We start from the raw sequence: 18,146 nt of genomic DNA, 5'->3' as shown, positions 1-18,146 counted from the left end.
GAAGGTGGCGCGGTTGCATCTGGATGCGTTGGGGGTGAAGTTGACCCGGTTGACCAAGGAGCAGGCGGCCTACATCGGGGTGGATGTGGACGGCCCGTACAAGCCCGACCACTACCGCTACTGACCGATCGCCGCCCGAGGCGGGACCTGCGGTCCAGGAGCCATCGACGTGGCCTCTTGGACCGCAGCGTGTCATGCGCCTCCGGGTGTGTGTTGCCTTCGCGTCGCCCGCGGCCAGGCTGAGGTCAGCCCTGCGGCAGCACCTGGTCTCCCGCGCCTCCGTCCACAGTTGACACATTGGGCGCGTCCCGCGCACCCGGCTCGCCTCCCGCGGGAACTTCCGGGTGGTTCTGGACGACTTCCTCGGTGACGTGTCCAGAACGAAAGGGACCGAGGGTGACGGCAACGGCCGAGACGACGCGCCGCGTCGAGCTGGTGGTGGAGGGCATGACCTGCGCCGCGTGCGCAGCGCGGGTGGAGCGCAAGCTCAACAAGCTCGACGGGGTGCGGGCGGGCGTCAACTTCGCCACCGGGCGGGCCAGCGTGCTCGTCCCGGCAGGCAGCGACGACTCGCTGCTGGTGCAGACCGTGCGGGACGCCGGCTACGAGGCGCAGGTCGTGGACCAGCGCACGCAGGTGGTGCGGGGCGACCGCGCGCGCGGGCTGTGGCGGCGGCTCGTCGTGGCACTGGTGCTCACGGTGCCGCTGTGCGATCTGTCGATCCTGTGCACCGCGATGCCGCAGGTGCGGTTCCCCGGTTGGCAGTGGCTGCTGCTCGCGCTGGCCGCGCCGGTGGTCGGGTGGGCGGCGTGGCCGTTGCACCGAGCCGCCTGGCGCGGCGCCCGGCGCGGATCGTCCTCCATGGACACCCTGGTGTCGCTGGGCATCACCGCATCCTCGGTGTGGTCGGTGCACGCGATGTTCTTCCAGGAACCGCCCGCCGGGGGTTCCCCGCTGGAGCTGCTGCTGCGGCCGGAAGGCGCGCTGTACCTGGAAGTCGCCGCCGGGGTGACCGCGTTCGTGCTGGCCGGGCGCTACTTCGAGGCCAAGGCGGAGCACCGGGCCGGGGACGCCCTGCGCGCGCTCGCCAAGCTGCGCGCGAAGACCGTGGTGGTGGTGTCCGACGACGGCTCGCGCACCGAGATCCCGGCCGAGGACCTGCGCGTCGGGCAGCGGTTCCTGGTGCGACCGGGCGGTGCGGTCGCCACCGACGGCCGCGTGGTCAGCGGGGCCAGCGCGCTCGACTGCAGCGCGATGACCGGGGAATCCGCCCCGGTCGAGGTTGCCGAGGGTGACGAGGTCATCGGCGGGACCACGGCGTTGAACGGCCGCCTCGTGGTCGAGGCGACCCGCGTCGGCGCGGACACCAGGCTCGCCGCGATGGTGCGGCTGGTCGAGGAGGCGCAGTCCGGCAAGGCCGCCGTGCAGCGGCTCGCCGACCGAATCTCGGGCTACTTCGTCCCCGCGGTGCTCGTGCTGGCCGCGCTGACGGCGTCGGTGTGGTGGCTCCTGGACGACGCTGACCGTGCGTTCACCGCGGGACTCGCGGTGCTGGTCATCGCCTGCCCCTGTGCGCTCGGCCTGGCCACCCCGACCGCATTGATGGTCGCCTCCGGCTGCGGTGCGCGGCTTGGCATCTTCATCAAGGGCTACCAGGCGCTGGAGACGACCCGCGCGATCGACACCGTGGTGCTGGACAAGACCGGCACGGTCACCGAGGGGCGGATGTCCGTTGTGGACATCCACTGCGGGCCCGGGGTGGCGCGCGCCGAGGTGCTGCGGTGGGCGGGTGCGGTCGAGAACGCCTCCGAACATGCCGTCGCCAAGGCGATCAGCGCCTTGGCGCAGAAAGAAACCGGGTCGTTGCCCGAGGCCGAGCGGTTCACCGCCGAACCGGGCAGGGGAGCGCGGGGCCGCGTGGACGGCCGCGAGATCGTGCTCGGTCGCCCGGCGCTGTTCCAGGCGGTTCCGCCCTGGCTGGACGAGCGGCGCCGGGAGTGGGAGCAGGCGGGCCGCACCACGGTGCTCGTCGGGTGCGACGGCGAGACCGTCGCGGTGCTGGCGCTCGCGGACCAGGTCAAACCCAGCGCTCGGGACGCGGTCGCCCGGCTGCACCGGCTCGGGCTGCGAACGCTGCTGGTCACCGGCGACAACGCCGCCACCGCCCGCGCCGTGGCCGACGAGGTCGGGATCGACGAGGTGGCCGCCGAGAGGCTGCCCGATGAGAAGGTCGACGTGGTGCGTGACCTGCAGGCCCGCGGCCGCGTCGTCGCCGTGGTCGGCGACGGCGTGAACGACGCTCCCGCGCTGGCCACCGCGGACCTCGGCATGGCCATCGGCAGCGGGACCGACGTGGCGATCAACGCGGCCGGTCTCATCCTCGTGCGCGACGACCTCGGCGCCGTGCCGGACGCCGTCCGGCTCGCCCGCGCCACGCTGCGCACCATCCGCGGCAACCTCGGGTGGGCCTTCGGCTACAACGTCGCCGCGATCCCGCTGGCGGCCGCGGGCTTGCTCACCCCACTGGTCGCGGCCGCGGCGATGGCCCTGTCGTCCTGCCTGGTGGTGTCGAACAGCCTGCGACTGCGCCGGTTCGCGCCCCAGGTGTATCGCCCAGGGAGGTCGTGAACGGGCCCGCGGTTTCCGTAGCGTCGTGTGAGCCGGGTGACACTGGCGGAACCGCGGTGGCGGGCCACCCGACTCCTGTACCGACGGCAACGACCAGGACGGGGGCTCATGACGATCAAGCAGACCGGCGCGGAAACCGCGTCACCGCAACGCGAATCCGAGCAGTGGTGGCCCGCGCTGCGGCCGCTGGTGCTGCGGCTGCACTTCTACGCCGGGATCTTCGTCGGGCCCTTCCTGGCGCTCGCGGCGCTGACCGGCCTGCTGTACGCGTTCACGCCGCAGCTGGAACAAGCTCTCTACGACCGCGAACTGCACGTGCCCGCCGGTCCGGTGTCGCACCCGCTTTCGGTCCAGGTGGATGCCGCCCGCGCTGCTCTTCCCGGCGCGGAAGTGAAATCCGTGCGCCCGGCCCCGAGCCCGACCGACACCACCCAGGTCGTCTTCACCGCTGCGGACCTGCCGGACAGCTACTACCGCACCGCGTTCGTCGACCCGCACACCGCGGAGGTCCGCGGCGTGCTGGAGACCTACGGCAGCAGCCAGGCGCTGCCGCTGCGCACCTGGATCGACCAGCTCCACAGAGGACTGCACCTCGGCGAGCCGGGCCGGATCTACAGCGAGCTCGCGGCCAGCTGGCTGTGGGTGGTCGTGCTCGGTGGGATCCTGCTGTGGATCCGGCGGCGACGTCCGAGCCGGCGCGCGCTGCTCGTCCCGCTCCTGCGCGGCAGCGGACGTCGCCGGGTCCTGTCCTGGCACGGAGCGGTGGGCCTGTGGGCGGCGCTGGGGTTCCTCTTCCTGTCCGCGACCGGTCTGACGTGGTCCGCCTACGCCGGTGAGCGGGTCGCCTCGCTGCGTTCGGCGCTGTCCTGGGAGACGCCGAGCGTGGCCACCGGGTTGCCGCACCCCGCCGCGGGCGACATCGGCATCGACCGGGTGCTCCGGATCGCGACCGCCCACGGCCTGACCGGGCCGGTCGAGATCACCCCGCCGGACGGCGGTGCGACGGCCTACCAGGTGCAGCAGATCCAGCGGCGGTGGCCGACGCAGCAGGACTCGATCGCCGTGGATCCCGGCACCGGGCAGGTCACCGACGTGGTGCGGTTCGCCGACTACCCGCTGGCGGCGAAGCTGACGCGGTGGGGGATCGACGCGCACATGGGCCTGCTCTTCGGCTGGGTCAACCAGCTCGTGCTGGCGGGTCTGGCGGTCGCGCTGCTCGCCCTCGTGCTGTGGGGCTACCGGATGTGGTGGCTGCGGCGGCCGACCCGGCGGTTCGGTGCGCCGCCCGAACGCGGTGCGTGGCGGCGGGTCCCGGGGAGGGTCCTCGCGCCGATCATCCTCGCGGCCGGGTTCGTCGGGGGCGCGCTGCCGCTGCTCGGCGCCTCGCTAGTGTTGTTCCTGCTCGTCGACGTCGCACTCGGCGCCCACGCCCGGCGCCGGACCTCCGGAGCCTGACATGGTCCAAGACACCCTGCTGCGCGCGGTCCTCACCATCCTGTTCCTCGGTACCGGGCTCGTCTCGCTGCACCGCGCGATGCTGCTGCGCGACCTGCCGGGCCGGGTCAGCGCCGCGAGCCACGTGGTCATGAGCGCGGCGATGGTCGCGATGGCGTGGCCGTGGGGGATGGTGCTTCCCGCCGCCCCGCAGATCGCGGTGTTCGCCCTGTCCGCGCTGTGGTTCCTGCTGCGTGCCGCGAACGGGCGGCTCTGCGGCGGCCACCGGCGCCGCGAACAGGCGCACCACGCCCTCATGGCGGTGGCGATGGCCTGGATGGTCGCCGTGATGCCGACGCTGATGACGTCCGGTGGGCCAGAGCCCGGGCACGGCCACCACGCGCTGGTCTCGGGAACGCCGGTGGCTGCGCCGTCCGCGTCAGGACCGCCGATCGCCGTCGTCGCGACCACCGCGGTGCTGGGCGTCTACTTCGTCCTGGCCTCACTGCCCTGGCTGTCGGCGGCGGTCGACCTCGGCCGCACCGCGGTGCTGAAACAACACCGCACAGCGGCCAGGGAAGCGGCGTGCCACGCCGCCATGAGTGCCGGCATGGGCGCGATGCTGCTGGCCGCCCTCTGACAATGGGGCACCCAAGTTCAGGCAAGGATGCCTGCCCAGGGGAGCGCACCTGGCGAGAAGACCCAGCGAAGGTGCCTGAGCACCTCGCCGCCTGCTACCGGTCGGTGTCCCTCGGCGGTTCTTCGGTCGTCCGCCCCGGTTCCGGCGGCGCGGTGCGGGCGGCGACCACGTGGCCGATGAACAGGTCGTAGACCACCGCGCCGATCACCCCGCCGACGAGCGGCCCGACGATCGGAATCCAGAAGTAGTTGCTGAACCACTGGTACGTGCCGGGCAACGCGATGTCGCCCCAACCCGCGACGAATGTCCACAAGCGTGGGCCGAAGTCCCGGGCCGGGTTGATCGCGTATCCCGCGTTCGGGCCGAACGTCACCCCGATCGTCAACACGACCATGCCGATCAGGAACGGTCCGAGGTTGGCCGCCGGGGCCGTGTTGCGGGTGTCGATCAGCGCGAAGATGAGCAGCACCAGCACGGCGGTGCCCACGATCTGGTCCAGCAGCGGACCCCACCACGACCCGTCGAAGTACTTGGCGGGAAACGTCGCGAAGATCGCGAACGTGTCCAGTGACTGGTCGCGGGCGAGCCCCGCCTTGACGTTGAACGCGTTGATCGCCCAGTTGTAGACGGCGTTCACCAGCGCCGCGGCCACGAACGCCCCCACCAGCTGCGCGAGCATGTACGGTCCGACCTTCGCCCACGGGAACGCGCGCCGCACCGCGAAGGCGAGCGTGACAGCGGGGTTGATGTGCGCACCGCTGATCCCGCCGGCCACGTACACGCCGAACACCACGGCGAAACCCCAGCCGAACGCGATGATGAGCCAGTTCGCCGGCCCGAAGGCGTCGGCCTGCCGCCCCGAGCCCGACAGGCCGACGATGGCCACCGCCACTGAGGCGCAGCCCAGCAGGATCAGCACGAATGTTCCGAGGAACTCGGCCAGCATCTCGCCGCCGAGCCCCTCCCGGTAGCCGCGGCGGCGTTGAAGTCGCTCAGCCATCGTTGCTCCACGAGAAAGTCGATGTCCCCCAGCGCGACCCGGTCGGCTCCGAGTCGCGGGTACCCGGAGTGTATGGCCGCAGGCGCCCCGGTGCAGCGTGCGAGACAAGCGGGTTCAACCCCGCGTTCCGCGGGTACCCGCAAGGGCGTTTTCCCCGGAACCGCAAGGGAAGTCGAGGTATTCACAACGAGGTCGGGACAACCAGGAGCAGCCACGCGAGCGGCGGACCGGTGGCGACGACGACGCCGCTGTAGGCACCGCCAGGGGGATGGTGATGCCGAGGATCGCCACCGAGGACGCCAGCGCGGACGTCAGGCCGGTCAGCCAGCACAGCAGCAGGGCCACCAGCACCGGCACGCGGAGGCGCCGGTGCTGGCGCCGCCAAGGTAGCGGGTGGTGCCCGCCTCCTCCAGGACGTGCACGTAGGTCAGCACCCCGCAGATGAGCAGGACCGTCGACCAGCTGACCCGGCCCACGGCATCGGTGTGACGCCCGGGCGCCAGCAGCACCAGCACCGCGCGCAGGCTCGGCGGGTGCCACCGTGGTGCTCCCGGACCGCCCGTGCGCGACGTGGGCGGCCCGGTCCACCCGGGCACCGACGAGGCGACGCCCGCCCGGCACAGTGAACACGACCGCGGCGACCACCGTGTTGAACAGCAGCGGCGCGAGGAACAGCACCATCGGGCTGCTCGGCAGGCCGGAACCGGCCAGAACCTGCTGGACGAAGCTGCCGTGGACGCTGATCGGCGAGAACGCACCGGCCAGTGCACCGTGGACGACCATCATCCCGGTCATCAGCAGGCTGACGCCGAAGCGCCGCGCGAACGGCATGGCGACGGGCGCGACGATCGCGACGGCGAACAGCGCCCCGACGGACACCAGCAGCCCGGACAGCAGAAAGAAGATCCACGGCATCGCGGCCACCCGGCCGCGCACCGCGCCCGCGCACCAGCGCACGACCAGCTCGACGGTCCCGTTCTGCTCGGCGATGCCGAACAGGTAGGTGAGCCCGACCAGGGTCAGGACCTGCCGCGCGCTGATCGTAGCCGGGGCAGCAGGCGGCCCGGCTTTGCCTGGAACGCCGGGAACATCCGCGGGACTGGCCGGAAACGTCTGCTGGCTGTCGGGCGGCTCCCAGGCATAATGGGTGCAGCTGATGATCTTGAACGGGCTGGGGGAGCGGACATGCCGGACATGGTGCGGGTCGATCCCGGTCGCTGGGATGTCGCTGAGGGCACACCGTGCCTGATCGAGCTGGTGACCACCGACGTCGGCGCGGCGTGCGAGTTCTACGCGGGACTGTTCGGCTGGGAGTACGAGGCACACGACGACCCGCGGGCCGGGACGCACCTGCTCGCGCACCAGGACGGCTTTCCGGTGGCCAGCATCCGCGAGTGCGACGACGGGAGGTCGCGGTGGCGGCTGTACCTCGCCACCATGGACAGCTCGGCCACCGCGGCCCGGGCGGGCGGGCTGGGCGGGCGGATCGTCGTCCCGCGCAGCCGCATCCCGGGCCTCGGCGTGAAGCTGGTGCTGACCAGTCCCGCCGACGACGAGTTCGGGCTGCTGGAACCGGACGATCGGTGGCGGTTCGACGTCGGCCTGCCAGGCACGCTGGTCTGGGCGGAGTTGGTGACGATCAAGGCGCAGACCGCGGACCACTTCTACGGCGAGCTGTTCGGCTACGCCGCCGAGCAGTTCGGCACCGAGCACCGCACCGGGTACGCGGTGTGGTACCTCGGCGAGGAGTCCGTGCTCGCCCGCGTCAGCATGATCCGCGAGCACCTCACCACCGGCACCCGGCCGCACTGGCTGGTGTATCTCGGCGTGGACGAGGAGGTGGGCACGGACGAACTGGTGCGCCAGGCGATCGCCCGCGGCGGGCGGGTGCGTGTCGACCCCTACGACTCCGGCCTCGGGCGCATCGCGGTGCTGCGCGACCCCACCGGAGCGCGGTTCGCCGTCGTCGACCCCACCCAGGCCGCCGAGTACGGCACGACCAACAACGACGACCCCTACGACGACTAGCGCGACCCCTCCGACGTGGCGGCCGGCGTGGCGGGCTTCGGCGCCGCCGGCCGACGGGTCGTGGCGGTCAGGAGTCGTCGAACAGCGGCACCGTTTCGCCTCGCGCAACGCAGGTCACGCGGTCGCGCAGGCCCCGGCGGTCGACCTCGGCCAGGAAGTCCTCCAGCGACGAGCGGAGAATCCGGTAGTCGTCGGTGTGCACCGGGATCGTCCGGGTCGCGGGGACCAGTTCCAGCAGGTCGGCGCCCTGCGCCGCGTCCATGGTGACCACCAGGCCACCGGGCAGCGTGGTGCCGCCCAGGTGCGCCACGACCACGTCGATCTCCGGAAACCGGCGGGCCACCTCGGCAACGCCGTCGAACAGCAGGGTGTCGCCGGTGACGTAGACCCGACGAGCCGGTCCGCTGCCGACCGTGGCGAATTCCAGGACGCTGCCCATCACCGGCGGCAGCAGGTGGCGGGCCAGACCTGGCGCGTGCCGACCGGGCACCGCGGTCACCACCACCACGTCGGTGCCGCTGAGGAGGGTGTGGGATTCCCAGGTGGCCAGTCCCGTCGCCCGGCGGAAGCGGTGCCAGCCCTGCAACCGCCGGGCCGCGTGCGGCGTCGTCACGATCGGCAGCCCGCGGTCCAGGCCCCGGCGCGACACCCGGTCCCAGTGGTCCCCGTGCAGGTGGGACAGCACCACGGCGTCGAGGTCGTCCGGCAGGTCGTCGAGCTGCAGGGCCGGCTCCAGCACCCGGCGCGAGCTCAGCCCGTGGCCGAGGTAGGCGCGCTGTCCGGCGTGCAGGAAGTTCGGGTCCGTCAGCAGTGAGAGAGAACGCCAGCGGAGCAACGTCGTCGCGTTCCCGATGAACGTCAGCGAACCCGCGTCGGTATGCGGCATGGCGACCTCCTCGTCGGCGGACGGCCCTCCGGGTACCCGTCGACGGGGTGCGCGCCCGATGTGCTGACCCGCGCGGGCGGGATCGCGCGGACCGACCGGTCGTTTCCGGCTGCGGAGGATGTTTTCGTGATACGAGTGCGTTACGGGGAATTCACACCACGATCGAGTGAATTCGGGGCTGCTCGGCATTTTCGGGCCGCCGGGCGAACGCGACACCGTTCCTCCTGACTCGCGGCGCCGCCGAAATGCGCGAGCTTTCCAGATTCTGCACCGGAATCGTCCGCCCCGTTCGTGGTGGCTGGGCGGGCTGCCGTGACCGTTGTGGTGCATGGGGTTTTACGGTGACGCGCGGTGTTCGGCGTCCTTGTCCAGTACGTCACCCGAGTCAGTCACGAGCGAATCTTTGACGCCTTGCCGCATTCGTTGTGTGACCGGTAGCGTCGGCTCCGTGAGCCGTTCGATTCGACAGCTGGAGGCTGGCACACCTGGCCGCAGTCCATTCCTGCTGGGCCGAGCGCGGACAGCTCTCCGACTGGGACGCAACCGCTGCTCCGGCAAAGGTTTGCTGCGCACCGGGCGGCGCGCTGGCGGAACGGAGGGACGGTGACCGCACGACATGAACGGCAGTCAAGGCCGACCACCGGCGATATCACGCAGGTCGACTTCGCACCCGGGGACATGCGCGAGTACGCGGTCTTCGCGTTGGACGCGCAGGGACACGTGACGACCTGGAGCACCCGCGCGGAGCACATCAAGGGCTACCGCAGCGACGAGATCATCGGTCGGCACCTGTCCGTGTTCTACCCCGAGGACCGAGCCAGCTCCGGATATCCGAACTGGGAACTGGAACAGGCGGCGGAGAACGGTGTGTTCGTCGACCGCGGCTGGCGCGTCCGCAAGGACGGGAGTCGCTTCTGGGCGCACGTCGTCATCACCGCGCAGCGGGACACCGATGGCACGCTCGACGGCTTCATCAAGATCACCCGCGACGAGAGCGAGGCGCAGCAGCAGCGCCAGCGGTCCAACCGCCGGTTCACCGACCTGTTCGAACTCGCCCCGGTCGGCCTCGCGCTGCTGGACAGCTCCGACCGCGTCCTCGACGCCAACAGCGCCCTGTGCGCGCTGGTCGGCAGGCGGCTGCACGGCGTGGTGGCCACGGAACTGTTGCACCCCTCCGACCCGGGTGGCGGTCTGGTCCCGCGCCACGGCCGGAAGGCTGATGCGGCGGAACGGCACCGCCGGGTGCTGACCGGCGCCGCCGGAGAACCGGTGCACTGCGACGTGCACTGCGCGGCTTCGGTGCATGACGACGGCGAGCCGTTCTGGCTGGCGATGTTCCAGGACGTCACCGAGCAGGTCCAGCGCGCGGAGGCCCTGCACCACCGGGCGACCCACGACGAGACGACCGGGCTGCTCAACCGGCAGGGCGCCACCGAGCTGTTGGAGCGTGAACTCCGCGACGGCGGGCGCGAGCTCGCCGTGCTGTTCTGCGACCTTGACAACTTCAAGCGCATCAACGACTCGCTCGGCCACGACGCGGGCGACGAGCTGCTTGCCGTACTGGCGCAGCGTCTCATCGCCGCGCTGCCGGCCAGTTGCGCGGCGGCCCGGCTGTACGGTGACGAGTTCCTGGTCGTCTGCCCGGACGTGCGGGCCTGCGGCGGGGTGGGGCAGCTGACCGCGAAGGTTGCGGAGGTGCTGCGCGCGGTCATTCCGCTGTACGGGCGGCTGGTCAGCGTCAACGCCTCGATCGGGGCGGCGACCGCGGAGGGACGCGCCACCGCGCGGGAGCTGATTCAGGCGGCGGACGCGGCGATGTTCGTGGCGAAGAAGGGCCACGGGCGCACCTCGCGGAACGGGCCACCGGTCCCGGCGGCCCAGCTGTCGCTGGAGGAGGAGCTGCGTGACGCGCTGGCGTGCGGCGGGCTGGAACTGCGCTACCAGCCGATCCTGGCCGAGGACCGGTCGATCACCATGGCCGAGGCGCTGGTGCGCTGGCCGCATCCGATCCGGGGGCTGTTGTCCCCGGCCACGATCCTGCCGGTGGCCGAGCGCGGCGGGCTGCTGCCCGAACTCGACCGCTGGGTGCTGCGCACCGCGCTGCGTGAGGCGACCGGTTGGCACGCCGCGGGCTGGCAGGTGGCCGTCACGGTGAACGTCGCCGGGCTGCGCCCGGACGACCCATGCTTCGCCGAGGAGATCAGCGCCGCCATCGCCGACAGCGGCATCGATCCCAGGCGCGTGGTGCTGGAGATGGTCGAGACCATGCTGGTGGACCTGCCGTCGAAGCCACGCGCCGTGATGCGCGACCTCGCGCGCACCGGCGTGCGGTTCGCCATGGACGACTTCGGCACCGGCTACTCCTCGCTGGCCCGGCTCCGGGACCTGCCCACCCAGATCGTCAAGCTCGACCGCCGGTTCGTCTCCGGGGTGGGGACCGACCCGGCCGACCTGGGCATCACCCGGGCCGTGGCGGAACTGGCCCGGTCGATGGGCCGCATCTGCGTGGCCGAGGGCGTCGAGAACACCACGCAGTTCAGCCTGCTGCACCACCTCGGCATCGACGCCTACCAAGGGTTTTTGTTCTCGAAACCGCTGCCCGCGGCGGAGTTCCGCGCGCTGCTTGGCGAATCCCCGCTGCCGGTGCCCGCGGCCTGATTACCCGAGCGCTGGGTGCGGCCATGGGCGGGAGGTGCGGGTGATGTCGCTGTTACCGGTGCCGGAGCCGCTGGCCGGCGGTGTGGCTGCCGGGGTGCGCGGTGCCGCTGACCTGGTGGGCATGCTGCTCGGGGTGCGGCGGCGGGGCGTGTGGTCCCGGCCCGGCCGCGCCTACATCGAGGTGCGTGGGGTGGAGGGCCCTCGTGGGGCGGTCGTGGCGCGCCTTGTCGAGCGCACCCTCGCGTCGCACCCGGGGGTGGTGTGGGCTCGGGTGAACGCGCCGTCCGAGCGGGTCGTCGTGCAGCTCGCCTCCCCGCCGCCTCCGCTTAGCTGATCCGGCTCATCGCCCGCGCCGAATCGCGGGCCGCAGCGGCAGAGCCCGAGTACGGCGAGTGGTGCCCCGAACCGCACCACCCCTGCGAGGAGCGGCGCCAGCGGCAGTCGCTCCCGGCGCTGGCCGCGGACGCGGTGGGGCTGCTGATCTCGGCGGTGACCCGCCTGGCGCCGTGGACGCCGCTGCCCGCCGAGGTCGGCGCGCTGGCCACGGCGGTCCAGCTCCACCCGAAGCTGCGGCGGCTCGTCGAGCAGGGCCTGCGCGGTCGGGAGCAGGCCGAGTCGGTGCTGCCGGTCGTCAGCGCCCTGGCGCAGGGCGTGGCCACGCGCGGCGGCGGTCTGGTCCTGGACGTCGCCGAGCGCTGGTCGCAGTGGCGCGAGGCCGACGCGGACCGCGCGGCGTGGGCGGCGGCCGAACCGCGGCTCGTGCGCGGCCCGGACGACGCGGCCGCCGACCCGATCGCGGTGCCGCGTCCCGGTCCGCCGCACCGGGACGTCCTCGCCCGATACACCGAGCGGGCCATGGCGGTGGCGGTGGCCTGTGGCGCCGCCGCGACCCCGTACGCCGGGCCGCGGCGCGGGCTGGCCGTGGCCCTGGCCGGTGAACCGAAGGCGCCGGACGCCGGGCGGGAGGGCTTCGCGACCACCCTCGGGCGGTACCTGGCCCGGCGCGGCGCGATCGCCATGGACCGAGGCGCGTTGCGGCGGCTCGGCCAGGTCGACACCGTGGTGCTGGACGAGGACGCGCTGCGCGGCGACCGGTACGAACCGGCGGACCTGGTGCTGGTCAACGGCACCGAGCTGGAGGCGGTCGCCGAGCGGCTCTACGAGCTCTTCCACCCGACCGAACCCGACCGGCCGCACCGCGACGCCGACGGTTGGGTCCTCGGGCCGCTGGAGGACCTGGACCTGACCGGCCGCACCGGGCGGCAGGCCGCCGCGCGGCTGCGGCGGAGCAGTGACCACGTGCTCGGGTTGGCCCGGGGCCGCCGGCTGCAGGCCGTGGCGGGCGTGGTCGCGCAGACGATGCCGGGCACGCAGGCCCTGACGGCGGCGGTCCGGCGGTCCGGCGCCCGCCTGGTGCTGGCCAGCGACCACACCGGGTCCGCGTTCGGCTTCGTGGACGCGGTGGTGCACACCGGTCGGCGCCTGCTGACCTCGGTCTGCGACCTGCAGGCCGACGGCGCGGTGGTGCTGCTGGTGTCCGGGAACCGCGCAGCCCTGGGCGCCTCCGACTGCGGCATCGGGGTGCACCGCGACGGCGACCGACCCGCCTGGGGCGCGGACGTCCTGGTCGGAACGGACCTGGAGGCGGTTACGGTGATCGTGGACGGTGTCGGGGTGGCGCGGTGCGTCGCGACCAGGACAGCGCCGTGCTCGCCGCGAGCGGCAGCGGTGTCGGTGCGGTCGCCGCGTTGCAGGCACCGCCCACCCGGGCGTGCGCACGGGGGCAGGCCGCGGGCAACACCGCCGGGGGCATCGCGTTCTGCCTCGGCGTGTGGCGGGCCCGGCACCTGCTGTCCCGCCCGGTCACCCCGCCCGTCGTGACGGCCCTGTGGCATCTCATGCCCGCCCCGCGGGTGTTGCGGGAGTTGGGTGTGATCAGTGACGAGAAGCCACCGGTGCCCGCCGGGCGAAGGTCACCGCGCGGCGGGGCGCGCCAGGCTGGCGGCGTACCGGCGCGTTGCCGTTCAAGCACGCCCGCCCCTACCACGCCACGTCCGGCAGCACGGAGCGCGGGGCGCTGCTGAGCGTGAAGGGCGTACCGGAGCACGTGCTGCCCCGCTGCGGGCAGCGGCGGTCGAACGGCAGTTTGGTCGGCCTGGATGCCGCCGGGCGGCGGGAACTCGCTGCCACCGCCGGGGAACTCGCCGCCTCCGGGCACCGAGTGCTTGCGGTGGCCGAACGGGCCATGCGCGCCGGCGAGGCGCTGAGTGACGAGGCCGTCAACGACCTGGTTTTCGTCGGCTTCGTCGCGCTGGCCGACCTGCTGCGCTTCGAAGCGGCCCCGGCCACCGCCCGCCTGCACCAGGCCGGGGTGCACACGGTGATGCTCACCGGGGACCACCCCGCCACCGCCGGGGCCGTGGCGAGCTCTGTCAGCGGCGGTGCGCACCTGACCGTGCACACCGGTTCCGAGCTGGACGACCTCGACGACACCGAGCTCGAGGGGCTGCTGTCCAAAGTGGACGTCATCGCCCGGTGCAGCCCGCACCACAAGGTCCGTACCGTGCAGGCGTTCCAGCGCTCCGGCCGGGTGGTCGCCATGACCGGCGACGGCGCCAACGACGCCCCGGCGATCCGCCTGGCCGACGTCGGGATCGCGTTGGGGCGGCGCGGCACCCCGGCCGCCACGGCGGCCGCCGACCTGGTCCTCGGCGACGACCGGCTGGAGACGATCGTCGCGGCGCTGACCGAGGGCCGGGCGATGTGGGCCTCGGTCCGGACCGCGTTGGCCGTCCTCATCGGCGGGAACCTCGGTGAGGTCGCGTTCGGGGTGCTGGGGTCCGCGCTGACCGGCAGCACCCCGCTGACGGCCCGCCAGATCATGCTGGTGAACCTCCTGACCGACCTCGCCCCGGCGGTCGCCATCGCGGTCCGCGCACCGGCCGAGGGCACCGACGAGGACCTGCTGCGGGAAGGCCCCGGGAGTTCCCTGGGGGCGGCGCTCACTGACGAGATGGTGCTGCGCGGCCTCACCACCGCGCTGGGCGCCGGGTTCGCCTGGGGCGCCGCGCGTCTCACCGGCACGCGACGCCGCGCGGGCACGGTCGGTCTCGTGTCGCTCGTCGGCACGCAGCTGGCACAGACCCTCGTCGCCGGCGGCCTCGACCGCACCGCGCTGCTGGCCGCCTTCGGCTCCGCCGCGGCGCTCGTCGGCGTCGTCCAAACCCCTGGGGTGAGCCAGTTTTTCGGTAGCACCCCGCTGGGCCCGCTGGCCTGGAGCATCGCGCTCTGGTCGGTCACCGCCGCCATGCTGGTCAACGCGGTGCTGCGTCCGCTGGCCACAACCCCTGACGACGGGTGAAGCGCGACAGACCGCCACCACCTGCCATGCCTACGATGCGGATTTCCCTTGGTGCGACTGGTGATTCGATGCGCGGAGCAGCGCGGACGGGCCGTTCGTCCCGGTGCGGTGCCGAACGGCCCGTCCGCGGTCACCCGGCTTCGCCGGTTCCGGTTGGCGGACTAGAAGATGTTGCCCCCGCCGTTGCCGCCGATGCCGCCGCCGCCGACGCCGTTGCCACCGACGCCGCTGCCGCCGTGACCACCGTCGCCGCCGTGCCCGGCGCGGCTGCAGGCGCCGTTGGCGTCGCCGCCGTCGCCACCGTCACCGCCGTCACCGCCACCCTGGCCGCCGCCGGTGCCGCCCCCGTCACCGCCGTCACCACCGTTGATCACGATCGGACTCCAGCCGCCGTGGAACGGCCACGTCGTCAGGACGGTGCGCGCCGGCAGGAACTCCACATGGTGGTCGTTGAGCTCCGCGGAGCTCAACGATCGAATTGTGTCGAACACTCAATCCTCCTCGGCCTCATGGGCTCGGAATGCAGCGAAGATCGATGCCCGCACGAGATGCAAGCCCCCAGATTCGCCTTCCGACGCCCCCAGTTCGTCGGCACCTGACGGAGAATAGGGGCAAATCCGCCGCCGCGCAGCCCGGTCCGTGTGGAGAAATCGCTTGGTGGAGCGGAAACCACGGATCGTGCTGAGACGAAAGTCCCTTTTACTCCTGTCGTGTACCTCTACGGTGGACGGTGCGGGACACGGCAGAGCAGTCGGCGACAAACCGCCGATCGCTGCTCTGTGCCAGGGGGACCGCTCTGGCCACGCCGCCGCGGCGGCGTTCGGAGAACGCCAGGTGCTGTTGCTCGAACAGTGCGGTCGAACAAGAAAAATCGCTACACCTGTCGCCACTTGGAGAGGAATCCCATGAAGATCAGCACCATTTTCAGCAACGGACGTCGCTGGGACGACAACAACCACTGGGGTCGCTGGGGCGGCCGGGGCCACTGGGGTCGCTGGGGCTGGGGTCACTGGGGACGCTGGGGTCACGGGGGACGTTGGGGCGGCCGGTGCTGAGTCCGCCTCCGTGAACCGCGGCTCGCGCCGCGCGATCGTACGTGTGGTTCCCGCCGGTGCGCACCGGCGGGAACCACACGCGTCCGTGTCCCGTATCCTCGCAAGATTTCAGTCTGTGCAAGGGTAAAACGCCATCGCGGGGGACAGTGACCGGCTGGTCTGACCCGAACCGCCTTCTCGGCGGATGCCCCGGACCTGGCCCGGGCGATCCTGTGGGGGAGCGACCCGCGTGTCGTGGGCAGCCGACGGGGAGGTGGCCGGTCATGGGGTTGATCAAGGCAGTCGGTCTCGTCCTGCACCCGCGCCGGTACTGCCCCGGGGTCGTTGGCGCGATCGCGGACTGGGCCGCCACCCGCGGCATCGAGGTCGTCGGCCTGACCGAGGAGATCGCCGCCTACCGCAACCCGATCACCGGGCTCGGCACCGCCGAGGTGGCCCGGCGCGCCGACCTGCTGGTCAGCCTCGGCGGCGACGGCACCATGCTCCGCGCGCTGCGTCTGGCCCACGACCACCGCACCCCGGTGCTCGGCGTGAACCTCGGGCGCCTGGGCTTCCTGCCGGAGGTCGACACGCCGGAGCTGGACACGGCGTTGTGCGCGATCGACGAGGACCACTTCACCGTCGAGACGAGGTCCGGGCTGTGCATCACCAGCGCGGGGGAGTCGGTGGTCGCGTTCAACGACATCGCCCTCATCCGCGAGCCCGGCCGCGGGATGGCCGCGGTCGAGGTCCACATCGAGGGACACCCGTTCGTCCGCTACGCCGCGGACGCCGTCGTCGTCGCCACCCCGACCGGGTCCACCGCCTACAGCTTCTCCGCGGGCGGGCCGATCGTCTCGCCCGTCGTCGAGGGGCTGCTGGTCACGCCCGTGGCGCCGCACTCGGCGTTCAACCGCGCCCTGTTCCTGTCGCAGCAGGAGAAGCTCGCGCTGCGCATCCTGCCCACCAGCGGCCAGGTCGGGGTGGAGGTGGACGGCCGGCTCGTCGCGCACCCGGCACCCGGCACGCTCATCGACATCGCCGTCCAGGCCGCCGCCGCGCGGGTCGTGCGGCTCGGGCGCACCACGTTCTACCAACGCGCGCAGCGCAAGCTCCAGCTCACCGGATCACCCGGGATCAGCTGAAACTCCAGCGCCGCCGGGTGCCGAGCGGCCACCAGATCCGTTCGGCACCGACGTCGCGCTGGCCCGTGTGGACCCGAAGAATGGGGACCGGCACCGGCAGACCCACCAGGAGGTTCTCGTGACGTACGACGTTGCCGCCGTCCGCGCCCAGGTCCCGGCTCTGGCGGCCGGAATCGCGCACTTCGACGGGCCGGGCGGCACCCAGACGCCGCTTGCCGTCATCGAGGCGATCGCGGACGCGCTGGCCCGGCCGCTGTCCAACCGCGGCAGCGCGGTGGCCGGGGAGCGCAACGCCGACGAGATCGTCGTCGAGTCCCGCCGGGCGGTCGCGGACCTGCTGGGCGCGGACACGTCCGGGATCGTGTTCGGGCGCAGCGCCACGCAACTCGCCTACGACTTCGCCCGGACGCTGGCCAAGACGTGGCGGTCCGGCGACGAGGTCGTGGTGACCCGGCTGGACCACGACTCCAACATCCGCCCGTGGGTGCAGGCCGCGGAGCAGGTCGGCGCGGTGGTGCGGTGGGCGGACTTCGACCCCGAAACGGGCGAGCTCACCCCGGACGACGTCCGCGCGGTGCTGTCCGAGCGGACCCGCCTGGTCGCGGTCACGGCCGCGTCGAACCTGATCGGCACGCGGCCGGCGATCGCCGAGATCTCCGCTGCCGCGCACGAGGCAGGCGCGTTGTGCTACGTCGACGGGGTGCACCACGCCGCGCACACCGCGGTCGACGTCGAGGCGTTGGGCGCGGACTTCTTCGCGTGCTCGCCGTACAAGTTCCTCGGCCCGCACCACGGCGTCGTGGCCGGGCGACCGGAGGTGCTGGCGGATCTGCGCCCGGACAAGCTGCTGCCGTCGACGAACGCGATCCCGGAGCGGTTCGAGTTCGGCACGCTGCCCTACGAACTGCTGGCGGGCACCCGCGCCGCGGTCGACTTTCTCGCCGGCCTGGGGCAGGCTGCCGGCAGCCGCCGCGACCGGCTCGTCTCGGCGTTCGCGGCGATCGAGGAGCACGAGGACGGCCTGCGCACGCGGATCGAGAAGGGGCTGGCGGACCTGCCGGGCGTGACGATCCACTCCCGGGCGGCGGAACGCACGCCCACCCTGCTGCTGACCTTCGCCGACCGCAGCACCACCGACGCATACCACTACCTGGCGGAACGCGGGGTCCACGCGCCGTCGGGATCGTTCTACGCGCTGGAAGCGTCCCGTCGGCTCGGGCTCGGCGACACCGGCGGACTCCGCATCGGCCTCACCCCCTACAACGACGAGGACGACGTCGAAAGGCTCCTCGTGGCCCTGACCGACTTCCTACGGTGACCCGAGCCCCTGGT

Annotated in this window: 15 protein-coding genes and 1 pseudogene; 12 read left to right on the top strand and 4 right to left on the bottom strand. The window is 72.6% G+C overall.

What is annotated here, in order from left to right; genetic code table 11:
* From IEY17_RS22035 to IEY17_RS22020, 4 genes are all read left to right on the top strand, one after another.
* Positions 1 to 124: adenosylhomocysteinase (locus IEY17_RS22035; RefSeq protein WP_188987346.1), on the top strand; the 124-nt coding region annotated here is incomplete at its 5' end.
* 323 nt (positions 125 to 447) lie between these two features.
* Positions 448 to 2,628 carry a heavy metal translocating P-type ATPase gene (locus tag IEY17_RS22030; RefSeq protein ID WP_188990824.1) on the top strand — a complete coding sequence of 727 codons (2,181 nt, stop codon included), beginning with the start codon at positions 448 to 450 and terminating at the stop codon, positions 2,626 to 2,628.
* 108 nt (positions 2,629 to 2,736) lie between these two features.
* Complete coding sequence (locus tag IEY17_RS22025; protein ID WP_188990785.1) at positions 2,737 to 4,083, top strand: PepSY-associated TM helix domain-containing protein; 1,347 nt, start codon at positions 2,737 to 2,739, stop codon at positions 4,081 to 4,083.
* 1 nt (position 4,084) lies between these two features.
* The gene (locus tag IEY17_RS22020) at positions 4,085 to 4,702 is read left to right on the top strand and encodes a DUF5134 domain-containing protein (RefSeq protein ID WP_188990783.1); all 618 of its coding nucleotides are present in this window, start codon (positions 4,085 to 4,087) and stop codon (positions 4,700 to 4,702) included.
* A 94-nt stretch (positions 4,703 to 4,796) separates the two neighbouring features.
* Here IEY17_RS22020 and IEY17_RS22015 read toward each other — a convergent pair whose 3' ends face one another.
* Positions 4,797 to 5,702, bottom strand: coding sequence for an MIP/aquaporin family protein (locus IEY17_RS22015; protein WP_188990781.1), 906 nt, complete (start codon positions 5,700 to 5,702; stop codon positions 4,797 to 4,799).
* 114 nt (positions 5,703 to 5,816) lie between these two features.
* The gene (locus IEY17_RS22010; protein WP_268240382.1) at positions 5,817 to 6,860 is read right to left on the bottom strand and encodes a transporter permease; all 1,044 of its coding nucleotides are present in this window, start codon (positions 6,858 to 6,860) and stop codon (positions 5,817 to 5,819) included.
* A 27-nt stretch (positions 6,861 to 6,887) separates the two neighbouring features.
* Between IEY17_RS22010 and IEY17_RS22005 the strand changes: the two genes are divergently transcribed.
* Complete coding sequence (locus tag IEY17_RS22005) at positions 6,888 to 7,730, top strand: VOC family protein (RefSeq protein ID WP_229680438.1); 843 nt, start codon at positions 6,888 to 6,890, stop codon at positions 7,728 to 7,730.
* 67 nt (positions 7,731 to 7,797) lie between these two features.
* Here the strand turns inward: IEY17_RS22005 and IEY17_RS22000 are convergent, their stop codons facing one another.
* Complete coding sequence (locus IEY17_RS22000) at positions 7,798 to 8,616, bottom strand: MBL fold metallo-hydrolase (protein ID WP_188990779.1); 819 nt, start codon at positions 8,614 to 8,616, stop codon at positions 7,798 to 7,800.
* A gap of 603 nt (positions 8,617 to 9,219) precedes the next feature.
* Between IEY17_RS22000 and IEY17_RS21995 the strand changes: the two genes are divergently transcribed.
* From IEY17_RS21995 to IEY17_RS26225, 5 genes and pseudogenes are all read left to right on the top strand, one after another.
* Positions 9,220 to 11,274, top strand: coding sequence for an EAL domain-containing protein (locus tag IEY17_RS21995; RefSeq protein ID WP_229680436.1), 2,055 nt, complete (start codon positions 9,220 to 9,222; stop codon positions 11,272 to 11,274).
* Positions 11,275 to 11,317: 43 nt separating this feature from the next.
* Positions 11,318 to 11,608, top strand: coding sequence for a hypothetical protein (locus tag IEY17_RS25635; protein WP_229680434.1), 291 nt, complete (start codon positions 11,318 to 11,320; stop codon positions 11,606 to 11,608).
* 134 nt (positions 11,609 to 11,742) lie between these two features.
* On the top strand, positions 11,743 to 13,155 hold the full coding sequence (locus tag IEY17_RS25630) for a hypothetical protein (RefSeq protein WP_229680432.1): 1,413 nt from the start codon (positions 11,743 to 11,745) through the stop codon (positions 13,153 to 13,155).
* 130 nt (positions 13,156 to 13,285) lie between these two features.
* Positions 13,286 to 14,128: pseudogene (locus IEY17_RS26230) on the top strand (HAD-IC family P-type ATPase); the annotation flags it as partial.
* Positions 14,105 to 14,635, top strand: a complete 531-nt coding sequence (locus IEY17_RS26225; RefSeq protein ID WP_483407262.1) for a cation transporting ATPase C-terminal domain-containing protein — start codon at positions 14,105 to 14,107, stop codon at positions 14,633 to 14,635. The pseudogene IEY17_RS26230 and the gene IEY17_RS26225, both read left to right, overlap by 24 nt.
* A gap of 161 nt (positions 14,636 to 14,796) precedes the next feature.
* Here IEY17_RS26225 and IEY17_RS25880 read toward each other — a convergent pair whose 3' ends face one another.
* A complete protein-coding gene (locus IEY17_RS25880) occupies positions 14,797 to 15,105 on the bottom strand; it encodes a hypothetical protein (RefSeq protein WP_188990777.1) in 309 nt (102 codons plus the stop codon).
* An 848-nt stretch (positions 15,106 to 15,953) separates the two neighbouring features.
* Between IEY17_RS25880 and IEY17_RS21980 the strand changes: the two genes are divergently transcribed.
* Together IEY17_RS21980 and IEY17_RS21975 are read left to right on the top strand one after the other, a co-directional pair.
* Positions 15,954 to 16,814 carry an NAD(+)/NADH kinase gene (locus IEY17_RS21980; RefSeq protein ID WP_229680428.1) on the top strand — a complete coding sequence of 287 codons (861 nt, stop codon included), beginning with the start codon at positions 15,954 to 15,956 and terminating at the stop codon, positions 16,812 to 16,814.
* Between the two features lie 118 nt (positions 16,815 to 16,932).
* Positions 16,933 to 18,132, top strand: a complete 1,200-nt coding sequence (locus tag IEY17_RS21975; protein ID WP_188990775.1) for a cysteine desulfurase-like protein — start codon at positions 16,933 to 16,935, stop codon at positions 18,130 to 18,132.
* Positions 18,133 to 18,146 lie beyond the last annotated feature (14 nt).

Source organism: Saccharopolyspora thermophila (genome assembly GCF_014646075.1).
In the GTDB taxonomy this organism is placed as follows: Bacteria; Actinomycetota; Actinomycetes; order Mycobacteriales; family Pseudonocardiaceae; genus Saccharopolyspora; species Saccharopolyspora thermophila.
This window is presented reverse-complemented; position numbering and strand designations above follow the sequence as displayed.